Source organism: Empedobacter sp. GD03797 (assembly GCF_029842105.1).
Lineage (GTDB): Bacteria > Bacteroidota > Bacteroidia > Flavobacteriales > Weeksellaceae > Empedobacter > Empedobacter falsenii_C.
Genome location: NZ_JAOCFS010000003.1, coordinates 72,823 through 98,833, shown reverse-complemented (window position 1 = coordinate 98,833; position 26,011 = coordinate 72,823). Strand labels below are relative to the sequence as shown.

Sequence of the window (26,011 nt, the reverse complement as noted above, 5' to 3'; positions counted from 1 at the left end):
ATTTTTATTTAGACAAATTTAAGGTAAAATTGCTTCATAAATTACTTGTCGAATATTTTCTCGCACTTTTTTAATGGAAAGATAATTTGGCTCGACTGTTTCATTCACACGATTCGAAAGAAAAATATACACTATATTATATTTAGGATCAGCCCAAACCATTGTTCCTGTAAAACCTGTATGACCAAAACTTTCGACTGATGGACCTATTTTAGACGTTGTTTGCATTTTATCAAAACCAGCTCCACGATGATTGCCTTTGAATTGTTGTTTGGTAAATTCCGCCACCGTTTCTGGCTTCAAATAAACCTCATCACCATATTCGCCTCCATTCAAATACATTTGCATCAATTTTGCTAAATCAATCGAATTGGAAAATAAACCAGCATGACCAGCAATTCCGCCCATCATCGCAGCGCCTTGATCGTGTACAAAACCATGTATCAATTGATTTCTATATGTTTTGTCGTATTCGGTTGGAATAATATCTTCTAAACTAAATTTTTCTTTTGGATTGAACGTTGTGCGATACATTCCCAATGATTGATAAAATTTCTCTTGTGTCAGTTGATTCAGATCTTTCCCAAAATCTTTTTCTAATTTCTTTTTGAAAATATAATAACCCAAATCTGAATATTCATATGATTTACGACTTAAAGAAGATTTATAAATATCTTCATAAATCGTATCTTTTATCGAATTGATGATGTAAATATTATCCGTTACTTTTATTTGATGTTCCTCATCTTGTTTACGTGAATAGAAATCCAAATAAAGACGCGCGTTTTTCACATTAACCGTTTCGTTGTAAAAGCCAATCCAAGGTTTAAGACCAGCTTGATGTGCTAAAATTTCACGAACTTTTAAAGAAGATTTGTTCGTATTCTTAGCATCGGTATCAATTTCACCAATTGTTTGATCGAGGTTTAACTTTCCTTCGCCGACCCCCAACATCAACAAAGGCAACGTTGCCGTCACCTTTGTTACAGAAGCAACATCATACAAATCTGTCCACTTCACTTTTTTTGAAGAATTTTTATCTTGTGTTCCAAAGCTTTTGTCGTACACGATTTTTCCATCTTTCGCAACTAAAATTTGCATTCCAGGCGTGTAACGATTTGCTATTGCTTCTTCGGCAAGTCTATCTATTTCTGAGAGTTTTTTTTTCCTAAACTTACATTTTCAGGCGCTGTAAACCCTAAACGATTGATATGTTTTGTTACAATTCCTTGACCTTCTTTCAAATTTTGATTGATATCTACAGGAAAAGTACCTTCAGCATCAATTGCTCCAAAAATAATTTGTGCTGCTGCTGCTTGCGCATCTTTCGTATTTTGATAATGAACCGTAACGGCATCTAAATTTGATAAATCAAGATCTTTCAATCCATAAGGACTTGTAAACAATGAAAAGATTTTCTTTTTGTCTTTTGGCAATGCATTCAATATAGCTTTCGAATTTGCAGACAATTTATAAGGTTTGTAAACTGTTTCGTTTGACAAAAATGCCCCAGCAATAACAACATCATAATCATTTAGTAAATTGATTTGATTTGGATTTGAAATTTTTACTAACTCAACATTTGTATATTTTTGTAAATGTGTCAAAAATTGATCATAATCAGTTTGTTCCAATGAGACAAACGCTATTTTTTGATTTATTTTTTTGATTGGTAAAACATTGTGTTGATTTTTAACCACAGTTGAAGCTTTCTCAAAAATTTTAGTTGTTAATGCTAAATTTTCGGCAGAATTTAAATCTTCTAACACATTTGTAGGATTTAACGTTTTAATTTCATTTAATCCTGTGATATATTTCGCCATCAAAATTTTCTTCACACTTTCTTCTAAACGTGCTTCAGAAATCTGACCTTTATTTATTGCATCAATAATTTTTTGTTTCCCAACGTGTACATTTTGAGAAAACAACAAAATATCATTTCCAGCCACAAACGCTCTGTAATCTACATCACCAGCAGGAAACATTTTTGCTACACCATCCATATTCAAGGCATCTGTAATCACAATTCCTTTGAATTGTAACTCGCCTTTCAAATAATCTGTAATGATATTTTTTGACAACGTCGAAGGCATTTTTGGATCTGGTTCTAAAGCTGGAACATTTAGATGCGCCACCATAATTGACTGCACACCTGCCTCAATCATTTTCTTAAAAGGTGCAATGTGATATTTCTCTAAATCTGCTTTGTTATCTGGAATCAAAGGCAAAACCTTGTGCGAATCTTGATCCGTATTTCCATGTCCAGGAAAATGTTTTGCAGACGATAACACATTTTGCTCACGCATTCCATCCATATAAGCAATTCCTTTTTCTGCAACGCGATTAGGATTTGAACCAAAAGAACGATTCCCAATGATTGGATTATTTGGATTAACATTGACATCAACCGAAGGCGAAAAATTAAATTGAACGCCCATTCTGTTCGCTTGTACACCAATTTGTTTCCCAACTTGATACACCAATTTATTATCACGCAAAGCACCAAGCGTCATATTCCAAGGAAAACGCTCCACTCCTTTCAATCTCATTGCCAACCCCCATTCTGCATCCATACCAATTAACAATGGAATTTTAGAAATCGATTGAAATTTATTTGACAACTCAATTTGATGAGCCGCTTGATCTTGCATAAAAATTAATCCTCCGATATGTTCTTCTTCAATTAATTTTTGAATATCATTCTCATGCACCGCATCTCTGTTTGTATAGGCTGCAACGATAAATAACTGACCTACTTTCTCTTCCAACGACATAGAATTGTACTTTTCATCCACCCATTTCATCTGAATAGAATCTTTGTACAATGGCGAAACGTGTTGCGCTTTCGAAGCTATAGGTAAAATAATTGTTAAGAATACGTATGCGATTACTCTTTTCATTCCGGAATAAATTAATTTTGCTTGTTTTTTCTTTTTTAGAAACATTTTTTAAAGGCCAATCGAGTTAGGATTGGTAAATTTATAGTAAATTGTCAAATTAAATAAATTTATATGAGTATTTTCAGTGTTGTACAGGATAGCATGTTGAATCATCCTGGACTAATAACTGTTTTTGGGGTTGCAGTAATTATTATGTTGCTGCTTGATTTGGGTGTTTTTAATAAAAATGCGCACGCAGTTTCGAACAAAGAAGCGCTTACTTGGACTGTCGTTTGGATTTCCTTGGCGATGATTTTTAGTGGTGTAATTTATTTCGTTTTTAAAGAAGCAGATGGACATGCATTTGCCATCAATAAATTTTCGCAATTTCAGGCAGCATATTGGATAGAAAAAGCCTTATCCGTGGATAATTTATTCGTCTTCATCCTCGTTTTTGGATTCTTTAAAATTCCAAAAGAATATCAACATAAAGTCCTTTTTTGGGGAATTTTAGGTGCTCTTCTTTTTAGAGCAATCTTTATTTTTGCAGGAGTTGAATTAATTAAAATGACTTATTTACCAGCTTTTTCAATTGGAGATTGGCACTTTAATCTTGGTGATGAAGCGACTCATGCAAATTTTGCAGCAAAACAATTCTTCCGTCCAAATGTCGTTTTAACACTGTTCGGATTCTTCTTAATCGTTGCTGGAATCAAATCTTGGAAATCAAGTGACGATGATGAAAATCAAGATTTATCGCAGAATTTTGGTGTTAAATTAGTACACAAATTCTTTAAGGTTACACCAAATTTTGATGGAGATAAATTCTTTTCTGTACAAAACGGAATTAAAATGGCAACACCTCTTTTTGTAGCTTTAATGGTAATTGAAGTAACTGATTTAGTTTTCGCTGTAGATAGTATTCCTGCTATTTTTGCCGTTGCTCCAGACGATCCATTTATTCTATATTCATCTAATATTTTTGCCATTTTAGGACTACGTTCATTGTATTTCTTGTTGGCAAATTCAATGGATAAATTCAATAAACTACATTACGGTTTAGCGATTATTTTAAGTTTTATCGGAATTAAAATGATTATTATGCCATTCTATCATTTCGAATCGACAGTTTCATTATCAATCATTGGTGGAGTTCTATTAACAACAATTATTTGGTCGCTAATTTCGAATAAATCGGAGGTTAAAGAGTAGATTATTACTTCGAAATAAATTTAAAAAAGCCATTCTTACGAATGGCTTTTTTAAATTTTATACATCTCACTTTTTATCTTCTATTGGTAAATTAATAACTTTTTCTAGATCTCCATTTTCATTGTAATTATAAATAAATCCATATTCAAAATTTTGATGAAGATATTTTTCAATTTTGACTAATCTATTATCTCTATAATATCCAATATAATAAGCATTTTTAACATTAGTTGAATCTTTCATTTCAAACTCATCATATAAATCTAATGGATGAGAATACTTTCCAAAACCACGATAATATTTTTTTACGATTAAGTCTTTAGAACCGGATTTTGTAACCGAGTTATTTTGAATATTTCTTTCTGTTTTATTACAACTAAATATCGATAAAGCAACAAGAATGCATAAAAATTTAATCATACCAATAATGTTAACAAGCTTAAATTTATAAAAAAAGCTCCAAAAATGGAGCTTATATTTCTATTCTTTATTTTTTCTCAACTTTCGCTGAACCAGATGCTGGAGCTAATTTTTCTTTTGCAACATCTTTCACGTTTTTCAACTCAACGTTTACAGGCTCAATCAATGATTTTGTAGGACTTTCGTTACCTCTGTGGCACATTACACATGTTACAACATTGATCATTTCTGGATTTTTTGAGTTTTCCCAGTTGAAATTTTTTGCGTTTATATCACGTGTCATCACAATCATATGACGTGCAAATTCCTTTTCTTTTTTTGCATCACTTGCAAAATCCATCTTTTTCGTATCTGGATTTTCGGCGTGGCAAAAATTACATTTCACACCTAAAGCAGCATTATATCCGCGCATCAAACCTTTCAAACTATCTTCTGAAATGTTTTGTGGTAACACTTTTAGGTTTTTCCATTCTGAACTTGAAATTGCTTTTCCTGTGTCAATTTGGCGAGAATTTGTAAACGAAAAGATACTAAACATCAACGCTAAAACTCCCAAAGAAGCCATTATTCTATTTGTTTTCATTTGTAATAATTTTGTTTATACAAGGTAAAACAAATCTTAAACCGAATAAACCCTTCAGAAAAATTTGGAATAATTTTAAATAAAACCTTTAATGAATTAAAAATAAATCAATTAAAATCTCCAAACTAATAAACGCGAAATTTTATTCCCTTGTTGCATATTTACAATTCGGTAATCTCTTACTTTTTCACGTTTTAAAATTCCTTCTAAAATTCGAACATTTTCTTTCTTAGAAACCAATGTTGTAAACCATTTTACTTGATGTTTATAGTCTGCACTTTCTTTTATCATTTTCGTGATAAACAGACGCTCTCCTCCTCTACACCATAGCTCAGAATTATTTCCTCCAAAGTTTTGAATTGGTTTTTGATCAGATTTTTGACCCAAGTTTTTCAGTTTGCGCATTGTTTGCTCCATCACTTCTTGATTTGATCTAAAAAATGGAGGATTGCAAATTGTAATATCAAATTTTTCGCCTTGTTTGATGATATTTTTGAAAATATTGTTTGGATTAAATTGCATTCTAATCTCAACTTTGTTACGTAATCGAGCATTTTTCTTGACAATTTCTTCCGCATTTTTGAAAGAAGCATAATCCAACTCTGCACCAACAAAGTTCCAATCGTATTCGTAATTTCCAATAATCGGATAAATACAATTCGCACCAACACCAACGTCCAAGACTTTTACATCTTTTCCACGCGGAATTACTCCATCAAAACTTTCGCCCAAAATATCGGCAACGTAATGAATATAATCGGCGCGACCAGGAATCGGCGGACACAAATTATCTTTTGGCAATTCCCAATAATCGATGTCATAATATGTTTTCAACAACGCTTTGTTCAACGCTTTTACAGCTTCTCTATCCGAGAAATTAATCGTTGGTTCGTTCTCTTTATTGGGTTTGATATATTTGGAAAGTGGCGAATAAATCGCACACAATTTTTCGAAATTATAAGGCGCTAAATGACGATTGCGCGAATGTAATTTTTTTAATTTACTCTTCTTTTCGGGAGTATCCATACAAAAATATTTATGCAAAAATAAGACAACCTTTGCAGTTTTCTGCAAAGGTTGTTTTTGAATTCGTTTATTTTAATTGTTTTTGTAGCGTTTCGATTTGTTTCAAAAGATGATGAATCACTTCTAAACCTTCTAAATTAACGCCCAAATTATAATGAAATTCAATAAATCGTTCGATTAATTTCAAATCATTTTCTTCGATAAAATATTCTTGGTTACGTTCATGCAAAACAACCAAATCATTTTTGTACAAATCAATCACAAATTGAGGTTCAATCTGATGATATTTACTAAACTGAATAACAGATATCGTTACATTTTTCATGGTTTTAAGCTTTTTTAAGTGAACGTAATTTCTCGAATAATTCTTTCTCTTCTGCTGATAAATGAGTTGGAGTTTTTACTGAAAATGTAACATACAAATCTCCAAATTGATCATCTTTCTTATAAATTGGTAAACCTTTTCCTTTCAATTTTACCTTTTTATTATTCTCTGTTCCTTCTTTTATCGGAACTTTTACTTTTCCAGAAAGTGTGTCAACCATTGCTTCTCCACCCAAAATTGCATCGTATAAATCAACCTCAACAATTGTAGATAAATCTGCTCCATTCAGCTCAAACGACGTATTATTTTCTATATGAAATGTGATATACAAATCTCCATTTGGCCCATTGTTATAACCTTTTCCACCGTGACCTTTTATCTTAATCGTTTGTCCATCTTCTACTCCTGCAGGAATTGTAATTCGAATATTTTTACCATTCACCGCAAAAGTTTGTTTATGCGAAGTCAATGTATCTGTCAAATTTAGTGTCAAACTGGCATTTACGTCTTGCCCTTTATAACCTGTTGATCTACTTCTACCTTCGCGTCCAAACATCGAACTAAAAAAATCTGAATAGCCATCAAAATCACCAAAACCTTCAGCTCCATCAAAATCGCTATTACTATATTGATATTGTTGCTGTTGTTGCTGACGAGCTTTCTCATATTCTTCACCATGTTGCCAATTTTCTCCGTATTTATCGTATTTTTTACGTTTTTCTGGATCGCTCAACACTTCGTTTGCTTCATTTAACTCTTTAAATTTCTGTGCAGCTTCATCGTTATTTGGATTAAGATCGGGATGATACTTACGCGCCAATTTCCGATAAGCTTTTTTTATCTCATCTTGTGATGCGGTCTTTTGCAGACCTAATGTTGTATAATAATCTATAAAAGCCATAGTAATTAATAAGTTTGTGCCTTAATTCAATCAAAATCAGTTCCAATTTAATCAAAACTGACAATACGACTTATACTTTTTTCTTTATTGTAGACTTTTTAATATTTTATCTGAAATGAATAAATTTATTATGATTAATTTATAAATTTTCAAAAATAATTTGGATATATTCAAAAAAAACAATTATTTTTCATTTATAAAAGAAGGTTATGAATAGAAGAAATTTTTCGAAAAATATATTAATTGGATCGGCAGTTGGTGACGCATTAGGAGTTCCTGTTGAGTTTAAAAGCAGGCAATATTTACAACAAAATCCCGTGACAGATATGATGGGTTATGGAACATACAATATGCCTCCAGGCACTTTTTCAGACGATAGTTCGATGATGTTTTGCCTTGCAGAATCGTTATGTAATGGTTATAATGTGAATGATATTGCAGAAAAATTTCAGATGTGGATGCATGAAGGTTATTGGACGGCTGACGGAGAAGTCTTTGATGTAGGAATTTCTACACGAAAAGCAATAAATCGTTTACGAGTTGTAAAAAATCCAACCGAAGCTGGTTCTACAGCCGAATCTGATAATGGAAATGGATCGTTAATGCGTATTCTTCCTTTAGCAATTTTCACGAAAGATTTATCAATTGATGAACGTTGTGAAATCGTCAAAGAAGTTTCTTCTATCACGCATGCGCACAATCGTTCTGTTTTGGCGTGTATTTATTATATTGAATTTGCGTTGAATGTTTTGGATTCCGAAAATTTAGAAGAAGCTTATCTGAATACAAATTTTTGGTTAAAATTATTCTTAGAAGAAAATGAAATTTATAAAAATGAATTTCAATATTTCGAGCGAATTTTACGCGGAAAACTAATTGATTTAAAAGAAGATGAAATTAAATCAACTGGTTATGTTATGGATAGTTTAGAAGCTTCTATTTGGTGTTTATTGCATACAGATTCGTATAAAAATTGTGTTTTGAAAGCTGTGAATTTAGGGCATGATACGGACACAATTGCATGTATTGCAGGCGGAATTGCAGGAATTTATTATGATGTAGAAACAATTCCGACCAATTGGATTGAACAATTGGCGCGAGTGGATGATATTTTGCATTTAGCAGAACAATTGGAAGAAAAATATGAATAAAAGAATTGAGCAATCAATTCTTTTTACCTTTACAATAAATCTTAATCATTGTAAAATGAAGCAAATTTATCTTTTGTTTATACTTTTAATCTCTTCATTGACTTTTGGGCAATATAATTCTATAAATCAAACAGCTGATGCTATTCCTTATTGGAGTAAAGGCGACATTTTTGAATACGAAGTGATCGAGTCAACTTTCGAATACAATAGATTTGACACTATTACTAAAAAGGAAAATAAATACGATTTAAAATTAACTATTATTGACTCAACTTCAAATTCTTATACCTTAAAATGGGAAACGAAATTTCCAATACCAGATGATAATCCTGAGATTAAAAAATATATTGAAAAAAACTTAAAAGAATTTAATAATTATACCATTCTTTATAAAACTGATGAGTTTGGGGCTGTTGAAAACATTATCAATTTAAAAGAAGTCAAAAAATTCTACAAAAAACTTTTTGATTTAGCTATTTCAAAAGATAATTTTCAAAAAACAGAAAAAAATATGATTTACCAATTTATTGATAATGATGAACTTTTTCAGAATTATTTGATGCAAGATTTAAATCAATATCATCATTTTTATGGCAGTCAATTTTCTAAAAACCCATTGGTTACCGAAGTAGAATTAACAAATCCTTTTACCAATACACCTTTGCAATACAAACAAATTTATACTTTGATTGATATTAACGAAGAAAATGAAACGTATACATTAAAGATGGATCAATTAGTCGATGAAGAGAAATTAATCAACGAAATCGAAAATAAATTTGGATCGAAAAAATCAGAAAATTTAGATATTTCTTTTCTATTCAATATGAAACAAATTACGCATAATTCTGGTGTTATTCTGTATTCAGTTTTTTCAAAAGTGGTAGAAAATAGTGGAAAATCTAAAAGTAACCTAAAAGAGTTTATTTTAAAATAGTAAGCCAACATTTTTCGTAAATTTGCAAAATGGAAAGTCAAAAAAATAATCCATTACACGGAAAACGTTTAGACGATATTATCGAAGAATTAGTAATTTATTACGGCGGTTGGGAAGGTTTGGGAAATCAAATTAACATCAGATGTTTTAATGATAATCCAAGTTTGAAATCATCGTTGAAATTTCTTCGAAAAACAGATTGGGCACGTGCAAAAGTGGAAGAATTGTACATCAAAAAAATTGCAAAATAATGAGTGCAACTATTCTTGAAGAAAAGATTTTTATTGATTCTGAGCTTTTAACCAATATCGAAGAAGAAAGTCAGGTTATTATACATTGTTGTATGACGGCAGATGAATATGCAAATGCTGCACGTATTTGGCCTTCTACTTTTATTATTGATAATCAATCAGGAAAACGTTGTCAATTGGTTTTTGCAGACGGAATTACGATGTATCCAAATTGGACGTATATCGAAGAAGGTTCGTCTCTTCATTTTACTTTAATTTTTAATGGTTTGCCAAAAAGTTGTCAATCATTTGATTTGGTCGAAATTATTCCGCAAGCTGGAGGATTTGAATACCGAAAAATAAATCGAAATAAAAGCGATGTTTATCACGTCGAATTTTCAGAATAAATAAAAAAAATGCGTTTCAAATGAAACGCATTTTTTAATAATATAAACTGTATTTTTTATTGAATTACTCCTATATCATTTCGATAATATTCGTAATCAAAATGTACTTTCTTGATGTTTTCGTAAGCGGTTTCACGCGCTTCTTCTAACGTATTTCCTAAACCAACCACGTTGATTACACGTCCACCAGAAGTAACAATTTGTTCACCTGATAATTTTGCACCAGCAATAAAATTAGGACAAGTTACCTTTTCTAAACCACGAATCTCAAAACCTTTGTCGTAATTTCCTGGATATCCTCCCGAAACCATCACCACACAACACGCATGTTGATTTTTGAAAGTCAAGTCAAAATCTTCTCCTTTGATTGCTTTATTTACAACCTCAGCCAAATCATTTTCTAACAAAGGTAAAGTTGTTTGCGTTTCTGGATCGCCCATTCTTAGGTTATATTCCAACAAATAAACTCCTTTTGTCGTTATCATCAATCCAAAGAAAATAACACCTGCAAACTCTAATCCTTCCTTAATTAAACCACATTTTGTTGGCTCCATGATCTCTTCTTCGAACATTTTGAAATGCTCGTCTGTAAACAATGGATTTGGAGCGATAACGCCCATTCCACCAGTATTCAAACCAGTTTCACCTTCACCAATTTTCTTGTGATCTTTTGCCGAAACAAATGGAACGATTTTTTTCCCGTTAAAAAAAGACAAAATAGAAGCTTCAAAACCTTCTAAATATTCTTCAATAACCACTTCGTTTCCTGCATCACCAAAGGTTTTATCTTCCATTATATCCAAAACAGCTTGTTTCGCTTCTTCGAAATCTTGACAGATAATTACTCCTTTTCCAGCCGCTAAACCAGAGGCTTTCACAACAATTGGATACTCTTGTGTTTTCAAATAATCAATCGCCAACATCGGTCCTTGAAAATTCTTATATTTTGCTGTTTTCACACCGTATTTATCCATAAAATCCTTCGCAAAAGCTTTAGAAGCTTCCAATTGTGCAGCAGCTTTATGAGGTCCGAAAACGTTTAAATTCTCTTTCTGAAAAATATCAACGATACCTTCTGATAACTCAGCTTCTGGTCCAACAAAAGTTAAATCGATTTGATTTTCTTTCGCGAAATTTTTCATTTCTTCAATCGAAGAAACCGAAACATTAGTTCCGATTTGCGCTGTTCCTGCATTTCCTGGAATAAAGAATAATTCTGCTTCTTGACCTTTTTGTTTAAAATCTTCAGCAAATTTCCATCCGATTGCGTGTTCACGACCACCTGAACCGATTACTAAAATGCGAGTTGCGCTATTATTTTGTTCCATTGTTTTTCTTTATTAAATAGTTTTGAAAAATTTTGATTCATTCTACAATAATGATCAATTAATTCTAAAGCTTCATTTGATTCTGCCTCTGTTATATAATTCAACTCAAAAGCTATTATTAATTGAGCTTCAACTTCAAAAGCAGAACCTTTTGAAATAGATAGAAAATTAATCATTTGCTGATTTGAATTTCTTCCAGAACTTTCTGCGATATTTGAAAGAATTGAAACAACGGCTCTTTTTATTTGAACAGTTAATCCATATTTTTCTGATTCTGGATATTTATTCGAAAAATCGTAAACCAATCTCAAAATCTCCAAACTTTTTTGCCATATGTCTAAATTTCTATAACTTCTCATTTACACTAAGTTAATCTTAAATTCCAACATCGCAAAACGAATATCGCACATCGAGTTTTAGTGCATAAAATGTCTCATTCCTGTGAAAACCATCGGAATTTTACGTTCGTTACAAGCATCAATAGATTCTTGATCTTTAATTGAACCACCTGGTTGAATAATTGCTTTAATTCCATTTTCAGCAGCAAAATCTGCTACATCACGGAAAGGGAAAAATGCATCAGAAGCTAAAACTAAATCTTCTTCCACTTTTTCTTTTGCACGTGCAATCGCTTGTTGAGCTGCCCAAATACGGTTTGTTTGACCACCTCCAATTCCGTAAGCTTGACCATTCGTTGCTACAACAATCGCATTAGATTTTACCCATTTTACAATTTTTTGAGCAAAAACTAAATCAGTCATTTGACGATCAGTTGGTTGAGCTTCTGTTACAACTTTAAGATCTGTTGAAAACTGATTATCTGTAGACTGAACAATTAATCCTCCATCAACTTTTACATAAGTAACTTTATCTGAAACAGGATTTTTCACTTTGATGATTCGTAAATTTTTCTTTTGTTTAAAAATTTCTAACGCTTCTTCTGTAAATGAAGGCGCGATGACAATTTCTAAGAAAATTTTATTTAATTCAACCGCAGTTTTTCCATCAACTTCTCTATTGAAAGCGATGATTCCACCAAAAATTGACATTGGATCACATTCGTATGCTTTTTCGTAAGCAATTAATGTAGAATCACCAATCGCAACTCCACAAGGCGTCGAATGTTTCACTGCGCAACAAGTTGTTTCTTCGAATTCTGAAACTACTTTATAAGCCAAATCCATATCACGAATATTATTGAAAGAAAGTTCTTTTCCTTGTAAATATTCGAAATCTTTCATCGCGCCATTTTTCGTTTTATCAACGTAATAAGCCGCTTTTTGATGTGGATTTTCTCCGTAACGTAAATCCATCACTTTCTCGTAAGAAGACTCTAAAAATTGAGGAAAATCTTCTCCTAAAATGTAAGTAGAAATCGCCGCATCGTAAGCAGAAGTTAAGTTGAACACTTTACCAGCACATAATTTACGCGTTTCGATAGAAGTTGAACCATTCTCACGAATTTCATTCATCACCACTTCATAATCATTCACATCCGTCACAACTGTTACATCATAAAAATTCTTTGCTGAAGAACGTAACATTGATGGACCTCCGATGTCAATAAACTCAATCATCTCCGCTTCAGAAAGACCTGTGTTCATCTTTTCGAAAAATGGATAAAGATTTACAATAACGATATCGATTGGGTTAATTCCATGTTCTGCAATAGTCGCCATATGGTTTTCATCTGAACGACGAGCCATAATACCACCATGAATTGCTGGGTGTAAAGATTTTACGCGACCATCTAAAATTTCTGGAAAACCAGTAACATCTTTTACTTCTGTTACTTCGATTCCATTATCTTGTAAGTGTTTGTAAGTTCCTCCAGTTGATAAGATTTTATAATCTTGCTCAATTAAGAATTTTGCAAATTCTAACAAATTTGATTTGTCCGAAACACTGATTAGCGCTTGTTTTTGCATTTTGTATTTAGTTTTTAAAGTTTTTGTTTGTTTACTATTTATCGGAAATGAAAAACCTCAATGTACAAAACATTGAGGCATTCTATATTTTATGCTTCACTAATTTGCTTTATTGCCTGAATAAAAATCTTACTTTCTACTTCGGCTACCTTTCGCTGCAAATCTGCTACTTCATCACCTTCTTCTATTTCAAAAGTTCCCTGACAAATAATTTGACCTTCATCTACACCTGCAGTTACGTAATGAACAGTTGCTCCTGATGTTTTTTCACCAGCTTCTAAAACCGCTTTGTGAACCTTTGCTCCATACATTCCTTTTCCACCAAATTTTGGTAATAATGCAGGATGAATATTAATCATTTTCGAGCCCCATTTCGAGGTAAATTCTGGAGATAATATGGTTAAAAAACCTGCCAAAACAATTAAGTCGATTTCTTCTCCTTCTAAATTATGTTCAGCATCTTCCGAAAAAGTTTTTCGGTCTAAGACATACGTTCGGATATCTTTATCCAACGATCGTTCTATTGCATAACAGTCGCGGTCTGCCATTACCATCGAAATCTCGACATTTGGTAACGTTCCGTCTTCAACTGCATCAATAATATTTTGAAGATTTGTTCCGCCACCGGAAACAAATACAGCTATTTTCATGTTTGTTTGTAAGTAATCTTGTTTGTTTTACAAAGATAAGATTTTAGTTGAAGCAAGCCGAAAAATATAACTTGGATTTAATCTATTTATTAATGATTTATTCACAATTAAAAACAAAAAAGCTATCTCTTATCGAAATAGCCTTTTGAAAATATTTTTTAGTGACCTTGAGTTCCGTCAACTCCATGTGCGTGTCCGTGAGATAATTCTTCCTCAGTTGCTGGACGAACATTTAAAATTTCAACTTCAAATTCTAATGTTTTACCTGCCATTGGAGGATTCAAATCTGCAATTACAGCCTCTTCTGTTACCTCTACAACTGAAGCACGGAATTGATTTCCTGCATCATCAGTTAAAGGTAAAATTGCTCCAACTGGTGGTAATCCAGATTCTTTGAACATATCTAAAGGTAATTGAGCAACAGCTTCTTCTACTCTTTCACCGTATCCTTCTGCTGGAGTAATTACGAATGATTTTTTATCACCAACTGCTAATTCTTTTAATTCTTCTTCAAATTTTGGAATCATCATTCCTGCTCCGAATAAAAAAGTTAATGGCTCTTCTGCATTTGATTGTTCTTCAAATACTTTTTCACCATTCGCTTCGATGGTATGTAATGTGTAGTTTACTGAAACTACATTGTTGTTTTCTATTGACATAAATTGTAAGTTATGGATGCTTTAAGAAAGCGTTCATTTTTAATACTTATCTTTTAACAACAATTATTCCTTTCGAATAATTTGACCAATTTTGTCAGTTATTTAGATTTTTGAACTGACAATTTTTATTTAATCAATAAAAAGTAATGCTTTTTTGATGTCTTCATAACCAATTTCACCATTGAAATAATCGTAAATTGGTTTTAAAACTTTATTCTCTTCAAATTCGATTTCACTATAAGCCAATCGAACTTTATCAATAATTTTATCAGAAGGTTTAAATTTTGAGTAATCCAAATCAGGCTCACTTTCTTTGATTTTACCAATATGATCTACAATTGCTGAAGTAGTTAAACCTCTTTTCTCTGAAATTTGGTCCAAAGTCAAGCCTTCTTTCACATATTCTAATGTGATTTCGTAAGTCGATTTCTTTTGACCTTTTTCTTTGGTTTTATTCTTTTCGATGTTTTTCGCAATCTGCTTTTTATCCAATGTTCCTCCAGAATATCGAATAAAAGCTGCCCAAGAATTTTGCAATTCTTTTTCATCTAAAAACTGATCCATTTCATTCGATAAAACCTGAAAACGTCTGTCAGCCTTCATTGCAAGCGAATCAATTTCTAAAGCCGTTTGATTAAGACCGTGTAACATCAACGAGTTTAGATCTCGCAAACGTGAAAGCGCAACATACCCTTGTCCTTTTTCGAACGCTTTTGACAAATCTATAAACGCAGAATCTAACGTCATTCCTTGCGATTTATGAATCGTAATCGCCCAAGCCAAACGTAACGGAACTTGCGTAAATGAAGCCAACGCTTTTCCGCTTTCGTCCTCTATTGCCCAAGTTTCTGGTTTTGCAACATAAAATTCTCCATCTAACGTTTTGATAATTGGCTCATCTTTTTCAGTATAACCTGAAACATTTCCAAGCGTTCCGTTTACAAAACCAACTTCGAAATTATTACGAACAAACATCACTTTTGCTCCAATCTTCAATTCTAAAACTTCTTCTGCTAAAACAGATTTTTTCAGAACCTCAACCAAAGCTGGATTTCCGGCAACTTTAGCTTCAAATGTTTTGGAAGAAGAATCAATATTAATCAATTGACCTTTATTAATTCGATCAACATCCATATTATGTGTATACAAACGCGTTTGTGAATCTATTTCATCTGGAAAATATTCAATTCGAGATTCTAATAAATCAACCGTTTTTTGCGAAATATTTCCCGAACGAATTTCATTCAAAATATCATTCAACGCATTATTTGTCTGACGATATTGTTCTGTCAAATAGCAAATATGCACTTTCGATTGCACCCAAGCATCCGACATAAAACAGAATTTATATTTTGACTCTTCCCACTCTTCACCAATCGGAGGTAACTGGAAAAAATCTCCCGAAAAAATCACTTGAACACCTCCAAAAGGTTCATCATTTTGCTTGAAAAATTTCAAAACATAATCCACAGCATCCAACTGATTTCGGTGCAACATCGAGATTTCATCAATAATCAAGACTTTTACTTTGTCCATCTTATCACGAAAATATTTTTTGTCACGAAGCGAAGCTAAATATCGATCTGAAACATAATCTTTTATCCCAATTCCAGCCCAAGAATGTATCGTTTGACCATTCATGTGCGTCGCAGCAATTCCTGTAGAAGCCGTTATAGCAACAGGAACGCCATGCTGTTTAAGATATTGAATGTATTGGTTTAACACATAAGTTTTTCCGGCACCCGCAGAACCTGTTAAAAATACATTTCGACCAGATTTTAGAATTGCCAAAGCCTTAGATTGTTGCATAACTTATGAGTGAATTTGGAGTTTTTGAATGAAATGCAAAGATACAAAGATTGAATGAAGTGAGGAAATGATAAATATTTTAAATAATCCTCACCCATATTTAGCTAAAATTAGTGAGTTTTTTTGAGTGACGATTTTACAACTTTGTAATACAACAACTCAAAAAAACTACTACCATGAATTTATCATCAAGCGGACCTTTTATTGATTGCATATTTTGATGATAAAATCAAAAATATTGAAAATGATTTTGAGCCTTATGCAGAAGCTTTTTTAACGGATGCTATAAATCAACAAGAGTTATATGACAGAGCTGAAAACAATAAAATGGCTTTGTATGATCGTATTAATGATCAGTTAGAAAAGTTTGTGCAAAAATATGAAGACAAAAATTCGGATATTGGAATTGAACAAATGTATCAACAACATGATGCAAAAGTGCTTGAAGATTCGAAAGACAATCCTTTGTTAGAGCCGATTCATGGAATTTCTTTGTACGATTATGCTGCAGGAGTTGTGAAAATTGGTTCTAATGTTCCGGAAGCTGATGTTTTAAAAGCTTTGGGAGTTGATAAACCGCAATGGGACGAAGCAAGTTTGATTTGGAATCAACGAATGGAACAAGATACAGAAATGACTGTAATGACATTATATAGCCAATATTTCACAAAAATTGATGAACATCCAACATTAGGAAATAACGGAAATCTTACTGCTGATACAGCTTCAAATCCAAACTTAGAACGCTTGAAAACGGACGAACATTTCTTCTATGATTTAGCTGCCGAAAGAGATGCTGCAATAGAAGTTGGAAAAGATGGCGCACAATATATTTTGGATAAATACGGAATTGGAATTATAGATTTTCAGGCGCAAGCTGTGGTTTGGACACGTTCTGGAAATTATTCTTCGATGATTACTTATCAAATGGAAAAGAAAGAAGACTATTTGAAACAATTTCAAAATGAAATGGGCGGAACTATCGCTGACGATATCGAGTTTTAGTGCTCAACCTAAATTAACACATAAAAAAACCGGATAAGAAATCTTATCCGGCTTTTTTAAACTATTTAATCTACTATTTCAATATAATTTTGTCAGCACCTTCTTGAATTTCTCCAATCAACGCACTTCCATCAATAATATTCAATACTTTTTCAGCATCAGTTTGGTCAACGATGACAACCATTCCGACACCCATATTAAATGTTCCAAACATTTCATTTTCTGCAATTCCTCCGCGTTTCGCTAATTCTTGCATTACTGTTGGTACATTTATTTTTGTTTTTTCTATTACAGCCGTCAAACCGTCATTTATAATACGAGGAACATTCTCGATTAATCCACCTCCTGTAATATGAGCAATTCCAGACATTTCGATTCCAGCATCTTTGATTTTGAAAATATCATTTTGATATAATTTTGTTGGAACTAATAATGTCTCGAACAATGGTTTACCTTCAAATTCTTCGTTAAAATCTGGGAAAACTTTACGAACCAAAGAGAATCCATTAGAATGGAAACCACTTGATGGTAACGCAATAATTACTTGTCCAGCTTTTATTTTAGAACCATCGATAATTTCGTCGCGCTCTACTACTCCAACACAAAATCCTGCAACATCATAATCACCAACTTGGTACATTCCTGGCATTTCTGCTGTTTCTCCACCAATTAATGCTGTTCCAGTTTCTTTACACGCTTGCGCAATTCCACCTACAATTTCTGCTGCGATATCAGAATCTAATTTTCCACAAGCTAAATAATCTAAGAAAAATAATGGTTTTGCACCATGACACAAAATATCATTTGCACACATTGCGAAACAATCAATCCCAACTGTATCGTAAACTTTAGAATCTAAAGCCACACGTAGTTTAGTTCCTACACCATCGGTTCCTGATACCAAAACAGGATTTTTGTAACCTCCTAATTGGTAAAATGCACCAAAACTTCCAATTCCATTCAACACGTTTGAATTGTGTGTTGCTGCAACTGCATCTTTAATTTTCGATACCGTTTGATAACCTTCTTCCTTATCTACTCCGGCTTGTTTATATGTATTGCTCATTTTTAATTATGATTTAGTTTTTCGAAATACGAGATTCGAAATTCGTATAACTTATTAATCTATATGCAAAGGTTTTACCTCTTTACATTCTTCATTAGAATAATTTACAGGATATTTTTCTGTAAAACATCCAAAACAATGTTCTTTACTTCCTAATAAATCAATCAGATTATCAACTGTTAAGAAATCTAACGAATCGACATTCAAATAATCTTCAACCTCTTTAATTGACTTGTTTCCTGAAATTAAATCTGCTTTAGAAGGCATATCAATTCCTAAATAACAAGGCGCAATAATTGGAGGCGAAGCAGAACGGAAATGAATTTCTTTTGCTCCTGCTTCTTTTAAGATTTTAATTAATAATTTCGAAGTTGTTCCACGTACAATCGAATCATCTAAAACAACCAAACGTTTTCCTTTGATTTTATTTTTGATGGGATTCAATTTTAAGTTTACCACACGCTCACGCATTTCTTGCGATGGCACGATAAACGAACGCGACATATAACGATTTTTAATCAAAATTGGTTCGTAAGGAATACCCGAAGCTTCTGAATAACCAATTGCAGACGGAATTCCAGAATCTGGAACACCAATTACAATATCGGCATCAACAGGAGATTGTTCGTATAATTTTCGACCAGATTCTACACGTAAATCGTAGATTTCATTTCCTTCTATACTCGAGTCAGGACGTGCAAAATAAATGTACTCAAATGCACATATATTACGTTGAGTTGGTTGATTTAACGAATAAGATTTCAAACCTTGTTCATTTACAATAATCAATTCACCTGGCTCTACATCACGAATAAACTCAGCTCCGACAGCGTCTAATGCACATGTTTCTGAACAGAAAACATACGCATCATCTAATTTACCTAAACATAAAGGACGAATACCATTTGGATCGCGAAAAGCTGCCATTTGATTATTCGCTAATAACAAAACCGAATAAGCGCCTTTTACCTTTTCTATACCTTTCTGAATAGCTTCTACAATATCTAAATGCGAATATTTTTGAATAGAACGTAATAAAACCTCCGTATCTGAAGTTGCTAAAAATGGTAAACCTTCTGCTTCTAATTCAGCTCTCAATGCTTCAACTTCAATCAAATTTCCGTTATGTGCAATAGAGAAATGAGGTTTTCCGTAAATATTATACGTGTAAAGTGGCTGAATGTTACGACGACTTCCTCCTCCAGCAGTTGTGTAGCGTGTATGTCCAATCGCAGCATTTCCTTGGTATTCTTCAATTTCGGCTTCCATTGTTTTGAAAACGTCTAATACCAAACCTGTTTTTTTCACCGTTTTGATGTTTCCATCTTTCAAGAAAGAAACACCACACGCTTCCTGTCCACGGTGTTGAAGCGCAAATAAACCAAACTGCGCAATAGAATAAGTGTTGATGTTATTTGGCGAATAAACCCCAAAAACACCACATTCTTCGTTTACACTATCCACAGTATCAGCTGCATATTTTTTCAATAAATTTCTTTCGTAGAAATTCGTTAAATATTCAGCTTTTAATTGGCTTTTATGTAATTTTTTATCAATCATTATAGAATGAAAAAAATGTTTATTTTAAAACTTCTGTCAAACGATTATATACTTCGTGATAAGCTTCTGAAACATCACCTAAATCACGACGGAAACGGTCTTTATCTAATTTTTTACCTGTTTCAACATCCCATAAACGACATGTATCTGGAGAAATTTCGTCAGCTAAAATGATATTACCATCAACATCTTTACCAAACTCAATTTTGAAATCAGCTAAAATTAATCCAGCTTTTAAGAACAATTCTTTCAACGCTTCGTTAATTACTTCTGTTTGTGTGTACATTTCATCCAACTCATCATATGTTGCAGCACCTAATAAAACTGCATGATGATCGTTGATTAATGGATCTCCTAATTCATCTTTTTTGTAACAGATATCAAAGATTGTAACTGGAGATTTCGCTCCTTCTTCTAATCCTAAACGTTGAGCCATAGACCCAGCAACATAATTGCGCACAACCATTTCAATTGGAATAATTGATACTTTTTTTACCAATTGCTCACGATCATTCAACTGCTCGATGAAGTGAGTTTTCACTCCTTTTTCAATCAAATAGTTGAAAATTAAAGTCGAAATTTTGTTGTTCATTTCTCCTTTATCCTCAACAGTTCCACGCTTTTGTGCATTAAATGCAGTCGCGTCATCTTTGTAATACACAATTACTTTGTCTGCTTCCTCTGTTGAGTAAACTTGTTTTGCTTTCCCTTCGTAAATGAAGTCTTTTTTTGTTAAGCTCATCGTTGTTTGTTTTTTCATTAGAAAATCGAGATTCGAAATACGAAATTAGTTTTATTTTTTTCTAATTTCGAAATTCTAAAAACGAACTTCTAAAGTTTGTTTTTTTGTTTTGTTTGAAATGAAAAAGTCCACTTCGTGTTTGTTGTTTGTTTTGAAAATTAACTTGTTCAAGGTTAACTTTCGAGATTAATTTCGATTGGTTCAGGATCGAAATTGGTATTAGTTTGTTGTTTGTTTTTTTTAGAAATTCGAAATGCGAGATTCGAAATTCGTTATTTGGTTTCTTTGAGTTTTGATTGAAATTTATAATTCATTTTTTGAATATCTTCAATCAATTCTAAACATTTTTTCAAATCAACATCAGAAATAAAATTTTGATTTTTAGCAATCAATAACTGAGTTTCTAATTCTAATAATGATCCATTTGAAATAGATGAAAATTGAATAAACTATTGATTTGAATTGCGACCAGCACCTTCTGCTATATTTGAAGGAACTGAAACCGCTGCTCTTTTTATTTGATTCGTTAATCCAAAAATTTCATCCTTAGGAAAGCTTTTAGTCACTTCATAAATAAAATTGACTAATTCCATTGCTTTTATCCAAATATGTAAATTCTTGTAATAACTCATAAATTACATTTTTACTAACTTCGAATTTCTAGCTTCGAAAAACTATTTACCCTCTAAAATACTCCACCGCATTTTTGAAGATATTCATATATCCATTTCCTGGAATGTTCTTGAATAATCCTTCTTCGTAACGCTCTGGATGTCCCATTCGTCCATAAACTTTTCCACAAGGCGATACAATTCCTTCTACCGCAAACGTAGATCCATTTGGATTATAAGGCATTTTCCCAGCTAATTTCCCATCCAAATCAACAAACTGAGTGGCAATTTGTCCTTTATCAATTAACTTTTCTAATTCAACCTCATTTGCTACGAAACGACCTTCTCCATGTGAAAATGGAATCCAAAATTCTTGTCCTTCCATTCCTTTTAACCAAGGTGAATGCGATTTATTCACTCTCACTTTCGCTAATTGTGTAATGTGACGACCAATTTCGTTGAACGTTAATGTTGGTGTATCTTCTTCTAAATCTTGAATACGTCCATAAGGCAATAATCCAGATTTAATCAAGGCTTGGAAACCATTACAGATTCCTAAAACTAGTCCATCACGCTCCAATAAATTGTGAATTGCATTTTTGATTTTCTCATTACGTAAAACCGTTGCAATAAATTTACCTGATCCATCTGGCTCATCAGCAGCTGAAAAACCGCCTGGTACAAAGAAAATATTGGCTTGATTGATTTCATTTACAAAAGCATCTACCGATTCTTCAACATCTTGTTGTGTTAAATTACGGAAAGGCAAAGTCGAAACGATTGCTCCTTCTCTACGGAACGCTTTTGCTGAATCATATTCTGAATTTGTTCCTGGAAAAATTGGAATGAAAACTTTCGGATTCTCCACTTTATGATCTGCGAATGCAAAACAAATTTGTTCAGCTTTCAAATCTTTTTCCTCTACAACTGTTTCAGAAGTTGATTTATATGGAAACAATGAATTGAATGTTTTTTTCCATTGTTGTTTCAATTCAATCAAATTGATTTCTTCTCCATTAAAGTTGAATGAAGTTGAATCATTCGTCTGACCTAAAACATGGTAATTTTGAGCAATTTCAGCAGGAATATTTAATTCTTCTGAATGTTCAATCACAATCGAAGCTGGATAATATTTTGCTAAATCTAAATCAGTGTTGATTTCAAATCCGATTTCATTACCAAAAGCCATATTTGCTACAGTTTCTGCAATTCCACCAAATTTAACCGTCATCATCGATTTTACATCAGAATTAATTGTTCCAATAAAATCAAAAATAGATTTTGCATTTGCTTCGTCAATTAAATAGTCTTCAGTCAATGGTGGAATAAAAACTGAAAGTTTAGAATTCTTTTCAACTAAAGTTCCTTGTACAATTTTTTCAGCCTTAGAAGGCGCAACTGCAAAAGAAATTAACGTTGGCGGAACATCAATATCTTGGTAAGAACCCGACATCGAATCTTTTCCTCCAATAGCAGGAATTCCAAATTGTTTTTGTGCTTCAATCGTTCCTAATAAAGCCGCAAATGGTTTTCCCCAACGCGTAGCTTCATCACGTAATTTTTCAAAATACTCTTGAAATGTTAAACGAATGTCAGCGTAATTTCCACCAGCAGCAACAATTTTTGTCATTGAATCAATTACCGCGAAATAAGCTCCGTGATAATTTGACCAACGAGAAATTGTAGGATTATAACCAAATGAAGCGATTGAAACCGCATTTGTAAATCCGTCTGTTGGGAATTTTTGTACTGAAACATCTTCTGGCGTATCCATTGTTTGTCCACCAAAAGCATTCAAAATAGTAGAACGTCCAACGTTGTTGTCAAACATTTCTACCATACCTTTTTGTGACGCATGATTTAACTCTTGCATCATTGTAATAAACGCTTCTTTATTGAAAGCTTTATTCTCAAAAGGGTTTGTATATTCTTCGTCCGTAACTTCGATTTTAGCTTGTTTACGAACGCCGTTTGTATCTAAAAATTTACGGTCTAATTCAACAATCTTTTTTCCTTTCCAAACCAAAGTCATTGTATCATCTCCCGTTACCTCAGCAACACAAGTCGCATCAAGATTTTCTTCTTTTGCTAATGCGATAAATGTATCCACATCTTTTGCCTCAACCGCAACAGCCATACGTTCCTGAGATTCAGAAATAGCTAATTCTGTTCCGTTTAATCCAGCATATTTCAATGGAACTAAATCTAAATCAACATTAATTCCGCGTGCAATTTCACCAATTGCAACAGAAACACCTCCCGCACCAAAGTCGTTACATTTTTTGATTAATGCTAAAACGTCTGGATTACGGAATAAACGTTGAATTTTACGTTCAACAATTGCATTTCCTTTTTGAACTTCTGCTGATAAATCGTCTAATTTTAAACCATCATGTGTTTTAGATGAACCTGATGCTCCACCTACTCCATCACGACCTGTTGCTCCACCTAATAAAATAATTCGGTCACCTGCAACGGGTTCTTCACGACGAACATATTCTTTTTTTACAGCTCCAGCCACAAAACCAACTTCCATACGTTTTGCTTTGTATCCTTCGTCATAAATTTCTTTCACAAAAGTTGTCGCTAAACCAATTTGATTTCCATAAGAACTGTATCCGTTTGCAGCTTCTTTCGAGATTTTACGTTGTGGTAATTTACCTGGTAACGTGTCTTCAATTTTTTCTAAAGGATTTGCAGCTCCTGTAATACGCATCGCTTGGAAAACGTAAGATCGTCCACTCAAAGGGTCGCGAATTGCTCCACCAACACATGTCGAAGCTCCACCAAATGGTTCCACTTCTGTTGGGTGATTATGTGTTTCGTTTTTGAATTGTAATAACCATTCTTCCTCAACTCCATCTACATCGATTGGAACGACAATAGAACATGCATTGATTTCTTCTGAAACATCAATATTTTTCACAATTCCTGTACGAGAAAGATATTTTCCCATCACAGTTGCTAAATCCATCAAACGAATTGGTTTTGTAATTCCTAATTCTTGACGAACTTGTTGGTAATAATTGAATGTTTTTTGAAGTGTTTCGTTAAATTTAGAATTAAATTGAACATCTGTAATCTCCGTCTCAAAAGTTGTATGACGACAGTGATCAGACCAATAAGTATCTAAAACTTTTAACTCAGTTTCGGTTGGATTACGATTGATTGATTTGAAATAGTCTTGAATAAAAACTAAATCATCCATTTCTAACGATAATCCAAATTGGTTGTAAATGTCTTGTAGTTTATTTTCGTCAGCAGAAATAAAACCTTCAATAATTGGAACTTCTGTAGCTTCTGGATTAGCTGGAATTTCCATTTTAGAAAGATCTTTCTCACGCGACTCAATTGGATTGATTAAGTAATCTTTTACTTTCTTTAAATCTTCCGCAGACAAATCATCATTGAAAACATATAATAAACCAGACTTTACTGTTACATTTTCAACATTCATCAACACTAAACATTGTTCCGAAGAATCATCGCGTTGATTATATTGACCAGGTAAAAATTCGGTTGCAAAATAGTTTTTAGAATAAGGAATACTTTCGTTAACTGCGTCTTCTACGTATTTGAAAACAATGTCTGTCACAGGATCGACAAACACCTTATTTTGAACCTCTTGTAATTGGCTTTCTTCTATATTAAATAGATCATAAATAACAAAAACCTTGCACACAATTGTAGGTACAAGGTTTTTGAGTTCTATTGTAGTCTTCTGACTGATAACGTCAAAATTCGATTTCTTCTGAATGAAAAGTCTGTGGTTCATTGTATTGTTTGCTGTACTATTTGGTTTAATGTGTTTAAACCATTTGTATCATCTACATCAACAAACAAACTATTTTCTAACAAGAGTGGTTCAAGACTCATTTTGTAGAAAAAAAATTCATTTGTAGTGGCAATTTTTTATGGTCTGCCGTAGAGACGCTCAACCTTATTATGAGCTATACAAATGTTGTAAACTTTAAAAACTAAATCACCTTTAAAAGTGAACTGCAAAATTAAACATTTTAATTAGTAAAATCAAATCTAAATCAACAATATTTTATTTAATTTTTTGGTTAAATATTTTTCTTAAAATTTAAGCATGATTATCAATCAAATGTCCCATTTTACAACAAAAAAAATCCTTATCAAAATTGATAAGGATTTTTCGTTTTCCGTAATTATCTTGTAATTGTCAAATCGTATTCGTTGTCTGATTCATCATATTTATATGATAATTTCATATTGAAATCTTGCATAAACTTTTTGCAAAACGTTTCTATATTTAATGAATCTGGAAAAGTAGCTTTGTTAACTGTCATAAACAAAGTTGTCCAACTTGTATTGTCTTTAAAAATTGTAGAGAATCTTTTCTCCCAATATGTTAAAAACTTTTCTTCTTTTTCATTGATTAATATCTCTTCCATTATACCTACTTTATAAACCAATTACAAATTTACAACTATTTCTAATCAAAACCATTTTTTCACGAATTATTAACGTTTTCAGCTTCTATTTTTCATTCAAGAATCGCAAACTTAAGATTCGCTTAAGATTCACTTTTCTATGTTAATAATCTATTAAATATCAA

Annotated in this window: 24 protein-coding genes, 1 pseudogene and 1 riboswitch; of the genes and pseudogenes, 6 read left to right on the top strand and 19 right to left on the bottom strand. The window is 32.5% G+C overall.

What is annotated here, in order from left to right; translation table 11 throughout:
* Positions 1–18: 18 nt before the first annotated feature.
* Positions 19–1,101 (bottom strand): serine hydrolase, encoded by a 1,083-nt coding sequence (locus tag N5D90_RS03815; RefSeq protein ID WP_280061619.1) that lies wholly within the window; start codon positions 1,099–1,101, stop codon positions 19–21.
* 44 nt (positions 1,102–1,145) lie between these two features.
* Positions 1,146–2,900 carry a glycoside hydrolase family 3 protein gene (locus N5D90_RS03810; protein ID WP_280061618.1) on the bottom strand — a complete coding sequence of 585 codons (1,755 nt, stop codon included), beginning with the start codon at positions 2,898–2,900 and terminating at the stop codon, positions 1,146–1,148.
* A 111-nt stretch (positions 2,901–3,011) separates the two neighbouring features.
* Between N5D90_RS03810 and N5D90_RS03805 the strand changes: the two genes are divergently transcribed.
* Positions 3,012–4,091, top strand: a complete 1,080-nt coding sequence (locus tag N5D90_RS03805; RefSeq protein ID WP_180904861.1) for a TerC family protein — start codon at positions 3,012–3,014, stop codon at positions 4,089–4,091.
* Between the two features lie 66 nt (positions 4,092–4,157).
* Here the strand turns inward: N5D90_RS03805 and N5D90_RS03800 are convergent, their stop codons facing one another.
* From N5D90_RS03800 to N5D90_RS03780, 5 genes are all read right to left on the bottom strand, one after another.
* Entirely contained in the window at positions 4,158–4,511 is a 354-nt protein-coding gene (locus N5D90_RS03800; RefSeq protein WP_280061617.1) for a hypothetical protein, read from the bottom strand.
* 67 nt (positions 4,512–4,578) lie between these two features.
* On the bottom strand, positions 4,579–5,094 hold the full coding sequence (locus N5D90_RS03795; RefSeq protein ID WP_280061616.1) for a c-type cytochrome: 516 nt from the start codon (positions 5,092–5,094) through the stop codon (positions 4,579–4,581).
* A gap of 111 nt (positions 5,095–5,205) precedes the next feature.
* A complete protein-coding gene (gene rlmF / locus N5D90_RS03790) occupies positions 5,206–6,120 on the bottom strand; it encodes a 23S rRNA (adenine(1618)-N(6))-methyltransferase RlmF (protein WP_114999549.1) in 915 nt (304 codons plus the stop codon).
* A gap of 67 nt (positions 6,121–6,187) precedes the next feature.
* The gene (locus N5D90_RS03785; RefSeq protein WP_125349027.1) at positions 6,188–6,445 is read right to left on the bottom strand and encodes a chaperone modulator CbpM; all 258 of its coding nucleotides are present in this window, start codon (positions 6,443–6,445) and stop codon (positions 6,188–6,190) included.
* A 4-nt stretch (positions 6,446–6,449) separates the two neighbouring features.
* Positions 6,450–7,346: a J domain-containing protein gene (locus N5D90_RS03780; RefSeq protein ID WP_280061615.1), complete on the bottom strand. Its 897-nt coding sequence runs from the start codon at positions 7,344–7,346 to the stop codon at positions 6,450–6,452.
* A gap of 209 nt (positions 7,347–7,555) precedes the next feature.
* Between N5D90_RS03780 and N5D90_RS03775 the strand changes: the two genes are divergently transcribed.
* Genes N5D90_RS03775 through N5D90_RS03760 form a run of 4 tightly spaced genes read left to right on the top strand, consistent with a single transcriptional unit; the run spans position 7,556 to position 10,071 of the window.
* Entirely contained in the window at positions 7,556–8,497 is a 942-nt protein-coding gene (locus tag N5D90_RS03775) for an ADP-ribosylglycohydrolase family protein (RefSeq protein WP_280061614.1), read from the top strand.
* A gap of 55 nt (positions 8,498–8,552) precedes the next feature.
* Positions 8,553–9,434, top strand: a complete 882-nt coding sequence (locus tag N5D90_RS03770) for a hypothetical protein (protein ID WP_280061613.1) — start codon at positions 8,553–8,555, stop codon at positions 9,432–9,434.
* 29 nt (positions 9,435–9,463) lie between these two features.
* The gene (locus N5D90_RS03765; RefSeq protein ID WP_038332359.1) at positions 9,464–9,685 is read left to right on the top strand and encodes a VF530 family DNA-binding protein; all 222 of its coding nucleotides are present in this window, start codon (positions 9,464–9,466) and stop codon (positions 9,683–9,685) included.
* Positions 9,685–10,071 carry a hypothetical protein gene (locus tag N5D90_RS03760; protein ID WP_180904866.1) on the top strand — a complete coding sequence of 129 codons (387 nt, stop codon included), beginning with the start codon at positions 9,685–9,687 and terminating at the stop codon, positions 10,069–10,071. Before N5D90_RS03765 ends, N5D90_RS03760 begins: the two co-directional genes overlap by 1 nt.
* Before the next feature lie 56 nt (positions 10,072–10,127).
* Here the strand turns inward: N5D90_RS03760 and purD are convergent, their stop codons facing one another.
* From purD to N5D90_RS03730, 6 genes are all read right to left on the bottom strand, one after another.
* Complete coding sequence (gene purD / locus N5D90_RS03755) at positions 10,128–11,399, bottom strand: phosphoribosylamine--glycine ligase (RefSeq protein WP_280061612.1); 1,272 nt, start codon at positions 11,397–11,399, stop codon at positions 10,128–10,130.
* Complete coding sequence (locus N5D90_RS03750) at positions 11,366–11,758, bottom strand: four helix bundle protein (protein WP_280061611.1); 393 nt, start codon at positions 11,756–11,758, stop codon at positions 11,366–11,368. The genes purD and N5D90_RS03750 overlap by 34 nt, the downstream gene beginning before the upstream one ends.
* Before the next feature lie 57 nt (positions 11,759–11,815).
* Positions 11,816–13,327 (bottom strand): bifunctional phosphoribosylaminoimidazolecarboxamide formyltransferase/IMP cyclohydrolase, encoded by a 1,512-nt coding sequence (gene purH / locus N5D90_RS03745; RefSeq protein ID WP_280061610.1) that lies wholly within the window; start codon positions 13,325–13,327, stop codon positions 11,816–11,818.
* A gap of 89 nt (positions 13,328–13,416) precedes the next feature.
* Positions 13,417–13,977: a phosphoribosylglycinamide formyltransferase gene (purN, locus tag N5D90_RS03740; protein ID WP_280061609.1), complete on the bottom strand. Its 561-nt coding sequence runs from the start codon at positions 13,975–13,977 to the stop codon at positions 13,417–13,419.
* Positions 13,978–14,135: 158 nt separating this feature from the next.
* Positions 14,136–14,636 carry a peptidylprolyl isomerase gene (locus N5D90_RS03735; protein ID WP_280061608.1) on the bottom strand — a complete coding sequence of 167 codons (501 nt, stop codon included), beginning with the start codon at positions 14,634–14,636 and terminating at the stop codon, positions 14,136–14,138.
* A 129-nt stretch (positions 14,637–14,765) separates the two neighbouring features.
* Complete coding sequence (locus N5D90_RS03730; protein WP_280061607.1) at positions 14,766–16,445, bottom strand: AAA family ATPase; 1,680 nt, start codon at positions 16,443–16,445, stop codon at positions 14,766–14,768.
* 204 nt (positions 16,446–16,649) lie between these two features.
* Between N5D90_RS03730 and N5D90_RS03725 the strand changes: the two genes are divergently transcribed.
* Positions 16,650–17,450, top strand: a complete 801-nt coding sequence (locus N5D90_RS03725) for a DUF6620 family protein (RefSeq protein ID WP_280061606.1) — start codon at positions 16,650–16,652, stop codon at positions 17,448–17,450.
* Positions 17,451–17,523: 73 nt separating this feature from the next.
* Here N5D90_RS03725 and purM read toward each other — a convergent pair whose 3' ends face one another.
* The 6 genes and pseudogenes from purM to N5D90_RS03695 all read right to left on the bottom strand — a co-directional run bounded on the left by purM (position 17,524) and on the right by N5D90_RS03695 (position 25,847).
* Complete coding sequence (gene purM, locus N5D90_RS03720; RefSeq protein WP_038332376.1) at positions 17,524–18,516, bottom strand: phosphoribosylformylglycinamidine cyclo-ligase; 993 nt, start codon at positions 18,514–18,516, stop codon at positions 17,524–17,526.
* Positions 18,517–18,570: 54 nt separating this feature from the next.
* A complete protein-coding gene (purF, locus tag N5D90_RS03715; protein ID WP_280061605.1) occupies positions 18,571–20,076 on the bottom strand; it encodes an amidophosphoribosyltransferase in 1,506 nt (501 codons plus the stop codon).
* 19 nt (positions 20,077–20,095) lie between these two features.
* On the bottom strand, positions 20,096–20,818 hold the full coding sequence (purC, locus tag N5D90_RS03710; RefSeq protein ID WP_038332381.1) for a phosphoribosylaminoimidazolesuccinocarboxamide synthase: 723 nt from the start codon (positions 20,816–20,818) through the stop codon (positions 20,096–20,098).
* A gap of 272 nt (positions 20,819–21,090) precedes the next feature.
* Positions 21,091–21,450 (bottom strand): annotated as a pseudogene (locus tag N5D90_RS03705) (four helix bundle protein).
* A 46-nt stretch (positions 21,451–21,496) separates the two neighbouring features.
* Positions 21,497–25,204 carry a phosphoribosylformylglycinamidine synthase gene (locus N5D90_RS03700; protein ID WP_280061604.1) on the bottom strand — a complete coding sequence of 1,236 codons (3,708 nt, stop codon included), beginning with the start codon at positions 25,202–25,204 and terminating at the stop codon, positions 21,497–21,499.
* A 104-nt stretch (positions 25,205–25,308) separates the two neighbouring features.
* Positions 25,309–25,407, bottom strand: a riboswitch (purine riboswitch).
* A 194-nt stretch (positions 25,408–25,601) separates the two neighbouring features.
* Entirely contained in the window at positions 25,602–25,847 is a 246-nt protein-coding gene (locus N5D90_RS03695) for a hypothetical protein (protein ID WP_038332385.1), read from the bottom strand.
* Between the last annotated feature and the right edge of the window lie 164 nt (positions 25,848–26,011).

What these genes read in the sequence shown, in the direction of transcription:
- N5D90_RS03815 (WP_280061619.1), bottom strand. Translation starts at nt 1,101, where the DNA reads ATGCAAATTTTAGTTGCGAAAGATGGAAAAATCGTGTACGACAAAAGC.
- N5D90_RS03810 (WP_280061618.1), bottom strand. Translation starts at nt 2,900, where the DNA reads ATGAAAAGAGTAATCGCATACGTATTCTTAACAATTATTTTACCTATA.
- N5D90_RS03805 (WP_180904861.1), top strand. Translation starts at nt 3,012, where the DNA reads ATGAGTATTTTCAGTGTTGTACAGGATAGCATGTTGAATCATCCTGGA.
- N5D90_RS03800 (WP_280061617.1), bottom strand. Translation starts at nt 4,511, where the DNA reads ATGATTAAATTTTTATGCATTCTTGTTGCTTTATCGATATTTAGTTGT.
- N5D90_RS03795 (WP_280061616.1), bottom strand. Translation starts at nt 5,094, where the DNA reads ATGAAAACAAATAGAATAATGGCTTCTTTGGGAGTTTTAGCGTTGATG.
- rlmF (WP_114999549.1), bottom strand. Translation starts at nt 6,120, where the DNA reads ATGGATACTCCCGAAAAGAAGAGTAAATTAAAAAAATTACATTCGCGC.
- N5D90_RS03785 (WP_125349027.1), bottom strand. Translation starts at nt 6,445, where the DNA reads ATGAAAAATGTAACGATATCTGTTATTCAGTTTAGTAAATATCATCAG.
- N5D90_RS03780 (WP_280061615.1), bottom strand. Translation starts at nt 7,346, where the DNA reads ATGGCTTTTATAGATTATTATACAACATTAGGTCTGCAAAAGACCGCA.
- N5D90_RS03775 (WP_280061614.1), top strand. Translation starts at nt 7,556, where the DNA reads ATGAATAGAAGAAATTTTTCGAAAAATATATTAATTGGATCGGCAGTT.
- N5D90_RS03770 (WP_280061613.1), top strand. Translation starts at nt 8,553, where the DNA reads ATGAAGCAAATTTATCTTTTGTTTATACTTTTAATCTCTTCATTGACT.
- N5D90_RS03765 (WP_038332359.1), top strand. Translation starts at nt 9,464, where the DNA reads ATGGAAAGTCAAAAAAATAATCCATTACACGGAAAACGTTTAGACGAT.
- N5D90_RS03760 (WP_180904866.1), top strand. Translation starts at nt 9,685, where the DNA reads ATGAGTGCAACTATTCTTGAAGAAAAGATTTTTATTGATTCTGAGCTT.
- purD (WP_280061612.1), bottom strand. Translation starts at nt 11,399, where the DNA reads ATGGAACAAAATAATAGCGCAACTCGCATTTTAGTAATCGGTTCAGGT.
- N5D90_RS03750 (WP_280061611.1), bottom strand. Translation starts at nt 11,758, where the DNA reads ATGAGAAGTTATAGAAATTTAGACATATGGCAAAAAAGTTTGGAGATT.
- purH (WP_280061610.1), bottom strand. Translation starts at nt 13,327, where the DNA reads ATGCAAAAACAAGCGCTAATCAGTGTTTCGGACAAATCAAATTTGTTA.
- purN (WP_280061609.1), bottom strand. Translation starts at nt 13,977, where the DNA reads ATGAAAATAGCTGTATTTGTTTCCGGTGGCGGAACAAATCTTCAAAAT.
- N5D90_RS03735 (WP_280061608.1), bottom strand. Translation starts at nt 14,636, where the DNA reads ATGTCAATAGAAAACAACAATGTAGTTTCAGTAAACTACACATTACAT.
- N5D90_RS03730 (WP_280061607.1), bottom strand. Translation starts at nt 16,445, where the DNA reads ATGCAACAATCTAAGGCTTTGGCAATTCTAAAATCTGGTCGAAATGTA.
- purM (WP_038332376.1), bottom strand. Translation starts at nt 18,516, where the DNA reads ATGAGCAATACATATAAACAAGCCGGAGTAGATAAGGAAGAAGGTTAT.
- purF (WP_280061605.1), bottom strand. Translation starts at nt 20,076, where the DNA reads ATGATTGATAAAAAATTACATAAAAGCCAATTAAAAGCTGAATATTTA.
- purC (WP_038332381.1), bottom strand. Translation starts at nt 20,818, where the DNA reads ATGAGCTTAACAAAAAAAGACTTCATTTACGAAGGGAAAGCAAAACAA.
- N5D90_RS03700 (WP_280061604.1), bottom strand. Translation starts at nt 25,204, where the DNA reads ATGAACCACAGACTTTTCATTCAGAAGAAATCGAATTTTGACGTTATC.
- N5D90_RS03695 (WP_038332385.1), bottom strand. Translation starts at nt 25,847, where the DNA reads ATGGAAGAGATATTAATCAATGAAAAAGAAGAAAAGTTTTTAACATAT.